This is a genomic window from Streptococcus oralis subsp. dentisani (genome assembly GCF_002096335.1).
In the GTDB taxonomy this organism is placed as follows: domain Bacteria; phylum Bacillota; class Bacilli; order Lactobacillales; family Streptococcaceae; genus Streptococcus; species Streptococcus oralis_Z.
The window spans coordinates 1-5078 of sequence record NZ_NCUW01000002.1; the positions used below are offsets into that span (position 1 = coordinate 1).

Annotated in this window: 5 protein-coding genes; all 5 read right to left on the minus strand. The window is 40.3% G+C overall.

The window, feature by feature from the left end:
- Positions 1-225: 225 nt before the first annotated feature.
- The gene (ftsX, locus tag B7709_RS00025) at positions 226-1152 is read right to left on the minus strand and encodes a permease-like cell division protein FtsX (protein WP_061454510.1); all 927 of its coding nucleotides are present in this window, start codon (positions 1150-1152) and stop codon (positions 226-228) included.
- Entirely contained in the window at positions 1145-1837 is a 693-nt protein-coding gene (gene ftsE, locus B7709_RS00030; protein ID WP_061454509.1) for a cell division ATP-binding protein FtsE, read from the minus strand. Before ftsE ends, ftsX begins: the two co-directional genes overlap by 8 nt.
- A gap of 17 nt (positions 1838-1854) precedes the next feature.
- Positions 1855-2950, minus strand: a protein-coding gene (gene prfB / locus B7709_RS00035; protein ID WP_142358103.1) for a peptide chain release factor 2 whose coding sequence is annotated in 2 segments (ribosomal slippage) — positions 1855-2877 and positions 2879-2950 — 1095 coding nt in all. Because the reading frame shifts where the segments join, the coding sequence is not laid out codon by codon here.
- A 110-nt stretch (positions 2951-3060) separates the two neighbouring features.
- On the minus strand, positions 3061-3717 hold the full coding sequence (locus tag B7709_RS00045; RefSeq protein WP_084970724.1) for a CBS domain-containing protein: 657 nt from the start codon (positions 3715-3717) through the stop codon (positions 3061-3063).
- Positions 3718-3850: 133 nt separating this feature from the next.
- Positions 3851-5078: cytosine permease (locus B7709_RS00050; RefSeq protein ID WP_204956356.1), on the minus strand; the 1228-nt coding region annotated here is incomplete at its 5' end.

Genomic DNA, 5078 nt, shown 5'->3' on the forward strand with positions numbered 1-5078 from the left:
ATTTAGATCAATTCTTAAGAAGAGATTAGGTAAAATCATCTGCTTCATTAGGATATATAGAAAGGCTCCCTTAGCAACAAGGGGGCCTTTTGTGTGTTAGTACTGGATTGAGAACTACTAGTCTTTTCAGTCAATGTCAATCAAACACAAGATTAGTAACTTTGGAAGCTAAAAAAAGAAGTTCCTAAAACTTCTCTTTTATAAAATATGGGCACTCCTATTTTCTTAAATCTTTAAGAATCGACGCATCGAAATTCCTGAACCGAGCGAACCGATGAAAATACCGATTACAAACAAGAGGAGGGTCATTAAAGGAATAAATACATCTGGAGCAATCATGGATAGATTTTGTCCTACCAATGATTTATTGACAGATTGGTAAACCATATTGTAGACAAAAAATACAAGGACTGAAGGAATAGCTGCACCAAATAAACCGATAAAGGCACCTTCAAGTAAGAATGGTCCTCTAATGTAGCCATTTTTAGCCCCTACTAGACGCATGATTTGAATTTCACGGCTACGCGAAATAATGGTAATACGGATAGTATTGGAAATGAGGAAGACTGCAATAAAAATCAAGAGTCCTGCAATAACCAATCCCCAAACACGGATAAAGGAAGCTAGTTCGAAAAGTCGTTGAGTGTTGGCTCCACCATCTTGAACCTCTGATACTCCCTCTATTTTCTTAGCTTCTTCAGCTACCGTTTTAACATCACTCGGAGAATTTGTATCAACGATATAGGCATCATAGAGAGGATTTGCGTCCCCTTCAAAGACCTTCCAATCATCCCCCATCGTTTCAGTCAATTTTTGGTATTGCTCTTCTTTACTTGAGAAGGTAACACTTTTTACAGCAGGCATAGCTTTCAAAGCGTCATAGACCTTGTGGTAGTCATTATTGGTAACCGTCTGACCTTCTTTTTCAATCGTTTCACTGTTATCTGCCACATCCTTACGAATGTAAACCATGACACGAACGTTGTTTTCAATATCGGTAGCCAGTTTAGCTGTGTTAAAAATTACGGATGCAAAGAGGGCCACGAGCGTCAAGGTAATCATAACCGAACTCACTGCTGCTACTGTCATCCAGCCATTTCGCTTTAAACTTTTTAGTGATTCAAATAAATGGCGAAAAAATCTACTAATCATCGTATCCATATTCTCCTTTTGCTTCGTCACGAACGACACGGCCATTTTCAATGGCAATGACACGGTGGCGCAAGGTATTTACAATCTGGCTATTATGGGTAGCCATCAATACTGTAGTACCTTGGAGATTGATGCGTTCCAACAGATTCATAATTTCCCAAGAATTATCTGGGTCCAAGTTTCCTGTCGGCTCATCAGCAATCAAGACTTTCGGATTGTTGACAATTGCACGAGCAATTGCAATCCGTTGCTGCTCTCCACCTGAAAGTTCATTAGGGAATGAACGAACCTTATGTTTCAAACCAACTAGGTCCAAAACTTCCATAACACGTTTTTTGATATTACGGCGGTTCTCACCGATTACTTCCATTGCATAGGCAATATTTTCATAAACAGTTTTCTTCGGTAAGAGTTTGTAATCCTGGAAAACAACTCCAACATTCCGACGTAAGAGAGGAATGTCTCTCTTTTTGATTTTAACTAGATTAAAACCTGCTACTGTTAAACTGCCTTTTTCAACTTTGACCTCGCGATACAAAGATCTAATAAAAGTAGATTTCCCTGCTCCAGAAGGTCCTACGATGTAGGCAAATTCTCCCGGCTCAATGGTGACAGTGACGCCACGCAGAGCAGTAGTTCCGTTATCATATTTTTTGACAACATCTCGCATTTCAATGATTGACATGTGAGTTCCTTTCTATCTTAGCTGATTCTCCATTTGAGATAGGCATCGATGAAACCATCTAGATCTCCATCCATAACCTTATCTACTTGGGCAACTTCAAAGCTCGTACGGTGATCTTTGACCATAGTATAAGGTGTAAAGACATAAGAACGAATCTGACTTCCCCAAGTGATTTCTTTTTTCTCACCTTTGAGGGAATTGACTTCTGCTGCTTTCTTTTCTTGCTCCATTTGATAGAGCTTAGCTTGCAACATCTTCATAGCACGATCTCTATTTCCATACTGGGTACGATCGACTGTCGATTGAACGACTGTCCCCGTAGGAATGTGTGTCAAACGCACGCCAGTTGAAACTTTATTGACGTTCTGTCCACCAGCACCGCCTGAACGGAAGGTGTCCATTTTGATATCATCTTCACGAATCTCCACTTCAATGGTATCATCTAACTCAGGCATAACCTCTACGGATGTAAATGAGGTATGGCGACGTTTGGCTGAGTCAAATGGTGAAATACGGACCAAACGGTGAACACCCATTTCCGACTTGAGAAGGCCATATGCATTTGGACCTTCAAACAACAAGGTCACCGACTTGATACCAGCTTCATCACCTGCTTGATAATCCAATACTTCCACTTTAAAACCTTTGGCATTTCCATAACGAGTATACATACGGAGCAACATATCGCCCCAGTCCTGAGCCTCAGTCCCGCCTGAACCTGGATGGATTTCCAAGATTGCATTATTATGGTCATAAGGTTCTGACAAGAGAAGTGTCATTTCGTAACTGGTCATCATCTTATCCAGTTCTGTCAACTGTTCAACCAGTTCATCACGTACAGACTCGTCTTCTACTAAAAAGTCCAATAAAATTTCAACTTCATCCTGCAACTCTTCCATCTTACGGAAGGTGTTGTAGGTGTTTTTTAATTCATTTAATTCTTGCGACGTTTTTTGGGCCGCGATATTATCGTTCCAAAAATCAGGTTCTGTCATCTTGTTCTCCAAGATGGCAATCTCTTCCTCTAAGCCTTCGAGGTCAAAGAGACCCCCTGAAAGAAGCTAATTTTTCACGATTTGCGTCAATTTTTTGACGAATTTCTGAAATGTCCATAAATACTCCTTTATCACATCGTTTCATTATACCACATTCTCTCATTTCTTTCCATATTTTGCTTGTTATTTCAAATTGTATACAAAAAAGAGGGCTTTCACCCTCCATATTTATAACTTTTTAGCAGAGGTTCGAGCAATTTCCTCTACTTGGATACCTTGCGCTTCAAATTTCTCCTTCAGAGAAGTTAAATCACTTGTTCCATCAATTTGAACCTCAATCACGACCTTGCCGTCCTTGCGCGGAATATTAACTGTATGTGAAATATTCAAATTTTCCTCAGCAATCAAGGTCACAATCTTGCCCAAAACCCCGACTTCATTTTCCGTAATAAAACGAACACGAATCCCTTCTTCTCCATAACCAGCAATTTCCAAAAAGGCTTGGAAAACATCACGATCCGTGATAACTCCATACACCTGCTGATTATCCACAACTGGAAGAATACCGATTTTATTTTTCAGCATGAGATAGGTCGCATCCTCTAGACTAGAATAACCTGAGACTGTTATAACATCGCGAATCATGACGTCTTTGACTTTGGTCTTATTGAGAAGATAATTCATCTCATAGATGGAGAGACTGGTTGCTTTAGACGGACTGGCTTCAGCAATGGTTCCTTCTGTTACAAGACCAACCAATTGATCATTTTCGATAACAGGTAAACGGTGCAAGCCTTGCTCGCGCATCAAATCTGCTGCATGTGCTACAGTCGTATCTGGACTGATATAAACTACCTTGCGGGTCATAAAATCTTTAACTGCCATGAGACTTCTCCTTCTTTATTGCTACTATAATTATACACTTTCTTACAAAAACTATCAAACGCTTTCATCTCTTTTTCAAGATTTTGTAACATTTGATCACAAAAAAAGAGAGAAACAGCCTTCTCTCTTAAACTTAAATCGTAACGGAATCTCGATCCTTGATCATATAGTGTTTTAAAGGGGTTAAGCTAGCTAGCCAATACAATAAACCACCAAAGATCGCAGTAAAGCCACTACCAGTTGTGAGCAAAAACATAGGACTCTGGATATGCTTTGTTATAGGGTTGTAAACAAATAATACCGTAACTAACAAGGAAATGATTACACAAGATAATCCCACCAAGTTAAAACCATTTGTAAACTCATAGGCGTCATGTCCTTCAAGGAAATAGGCTGAACGCAAATCAAGTTTTCGTTTTCTTAAGATAAAGTAGTCTACAACGATCATTCCGATAATGGGGCCTTGAATATAGGCAGCCAGCGAGATGAAGGAACCGAAGTATTCATCCACTCCTCCCCAGATGGTGAGTAGGCTCACGTAAACCATGGCAATCCAAACCATTAGTTTATAGCTTACTTTAGGCATCCCGCTTTTTACAATCATACAGTTCACGTACGATCCTGTACCTTGGGTTCCAATATTAGCAAAAGCTACTAATAGTAGACTTAAAAGCGCAAAGGCAGGAGTGCTCAACGTTGAAAGCATTGTCGTTGGGTCACTTTCATAGACACCTGTTTTGACAAACATGGCCAAAGCCATCACTCCACCTGTCGCAGCGAAGAATGGCGCAACAACCCCATACGATAATGCTGTAGCCCAATAGCCACTGCGTTCTGATTTTGCCAAGCGTGGTAAGACAAAGGCTTGTGTAGACCAAGAAAAGGCTACGGCCACATTTCCTTCCCCTGACATCATAAAACGTTCAATCGGTGTCAAATTTTCTTGAATGGCAGGTTGGACATTCATAATATCCCTAATCGGAACGGCTACAAAACAGATTCCAACGATGATTAGCCCAACAAATAACAAGGCTACCACTAGAAAGCGATTAGTGCCTTTAATCACCTCTGGACCCCCAAGAGCAATCAGCGTTCCAAGGAGAACACAGAGAGTGCCTAGAATCGGTGCCCATACTCCCTTATCTAAACCAAATCCAAAATTATTTCCCAAATGAATCATGGAGCTGGCAAAAAGATTGGCGGTAACAGCGTACCAACCAAAATTTGCCAGACTAATCACAGTTGATAGAACAGCTACCCCTTTTCTACCTAGAACAGCTCTCAACCAAATCCATAAATCAATTCCATATTTAACTGCAAACAGAATTGGGAGACATTCAATGAAGACCCAGATAATATTA

Coding starts and splice junctions, on each gene's coding strand:
- B7709_RS00045 (WP_084970724.1), bottom strand. CDS start 3,717: ATGGCAGTTAAAGATTTTATGACCCGCAAGGTAGTTTATATCAGTCCA.
- ftsX (WP_061454510.1), bottom strand. CDS start 1,152: ATGATTAGTAGATTTTTTCGCCATTTATTTGAATCACTAAAAAGTTTA.
- ftsE (WP_061454509.1), bottom strand. CDS start 1,837: ATGTCAATCATTGAAATGCGAGATGTTGTCAAAAAATATGATAACGGA.